Here is a 1,633-nt window from a genome sequence, read left to right as displayed (position 1 = left end):
ATAATAAATGTAATGTGCAATACGGTGATGTTTTAATTCTGAATAAAACCAGGAGAAGTTTTGCTCTTTTCTCACTTGCTCAAACATCTTTTGAAAAACAACGACCTGATCCATCAGGATAATAACCTCTTGTTAGTTGTGAGACTGCGTAGTGTGCACGATCGGTTTTACCACTTCAATCTGGTCTGTCCTTTGGCTGTGATATGTACAGAGTGTGATAGAGGGATTACCTGAATTCTCCCGGTGAGCATTTTGCAACGGACCAGCTCCGGTACAAATGCTGTTGTGGGTTCAGATTATAACATTCTGTCTAAGGGGCGGGATAAAGGTGAAATTAGGGGGCATGAAAGATGACTTTATAACCTTGCTCACCCCAATGTTGTAAAAGTTCGTTTTGCCTTCTCGTTGGTGCCATGCCTGTCCAGACAATCAATGTTTGCGTCGGGAACAGTTCCGGGCGCGGCGATTCAATGGGATCAGCAAGAACAGAAATGTGCCATCCTGACAATGATAAACGCCATGCTTCCAGCCACAATCGTGCTCTCTCTTCAACATTCCACGCCATCAGAATGGCTTCTTTACCGGGCTTACGGCGCGTTTCGAAAAGCGAGGTTGCTGCGTATTCAATTAATGCGCCGTCAAACATACTGCTCATAATGCGGGAGGTGTTGTGATCAAGCACGAGGCGCTGGCGAACAGGAAGGTAAACATGATTAATCAATTGATCTACTGGGTACTCTCGACCCAGTGAAATAATTCTCGCGCGTAGTTTGGCAGGATTAGCCATACGAAGAATTGACATCATCTCTTCTTGCAGGCGGCTCCAGTCATCTTCCGTATCCTGGCTGGTGGTTTCCAGTAATGCTTTAACTTTGCCTACAGGGACGCCATTACTGATCCAACGCTTGATCTCTTCGATGCGTTGTATGTCTTCTTCATCAAAGAGTCGGTGTCCGCCTTCACTGCGCTGTGGTTTTAACAAACCGTAGCGGCGTTGCCAGGCCCGGAGAGTGACAGGATTAATCCCGCAACGTTCAGCAACATCACCAATGCTGTAATAAGCCACAATTCCTCCTTGCGGTCACAAATCTCCGTCGCCTGTACACGACCCAATAATACTTTGTACAATATACGCTAAAATTGTACAAAGTATAAATAAGATTTCAGCTAAATTGGATGAAACATTATTTTTAATGTAGATTAAATTTAAACATAACGTATTCATTTTCACGATGATTTACTGAAATCATGTGAAAGAATGTGCTGAAAATTATTTTTTCTCTGGCCACGCTATGGAAGGGATACCATTCAATTTAGCTTTAGCAAACAGATCTCCCTGAAACATCTCAATTCCTGCGGATTCAAGCCACATCCACTCTTCTGGTGTTGCCACGCCCATAGCACTGACTTGAATTTCAAGTGATGTACAGCATTTTATGATCGCTTGAATAATTGCCTGCCGTGGCCCGCTTTTATGAACATTGGTAATCAATTCCTGACTGATTTTAATTCTGTCAGGCTGGAAGCGTGACAGGAGTAACAAACCGGCAAAACCTGCGCCAAAATGATCAATTGCTACACTGATACCGGCAGCCTTAAGCGATTTAATCGCTTCTGCAAACTCATCAAACCG

Annotated in this window: 2 protein-coding genes and 1 pseudogene; all 3 read right to left on the bottom strand. The window is 43.8% G+C overall.

Features of this window, described 5'->3' with window-relative positions:
• A partial coding sequence (locus tag ACUU1M_RS20100) for a DUF1398 family protein (RefSeq protein ID WP_003760271.1) occupies positions 1-114 on the bottom strand: 114 nt, incomplete at its 3' end.
• Positions 115-334: 220 nt separating this feature from the next.
• Positions 335-1,066 (bottom strand): DNA-binding transcriptional repressor BluR, encoded by a 732-nt coding sequence (bluR, locus tag ACUU1M_RS20095; RefSeq protein WP_000332306.1) that lies wholly within the window; start codon positions 1,064-1,066, stop codon positions 335-337.
• Between the two features lie 204 nt (positions 1,067-1,270).
• Positions 1,271-1,633, bottom strand: a pseudogene (gene bluF / locus ACUU1M_RS20090) (blue light-responsive regulator BluF); the annotation flags it as partial.

It is taken from the genome of Shigella sp. SIG6, assembly GCF_053555815.1.
The sequence above is the reverse complement of the archived record's forward strand: the minus strand, read 5'-3'. Positions and strand labels throughout refer to the sequence as shown.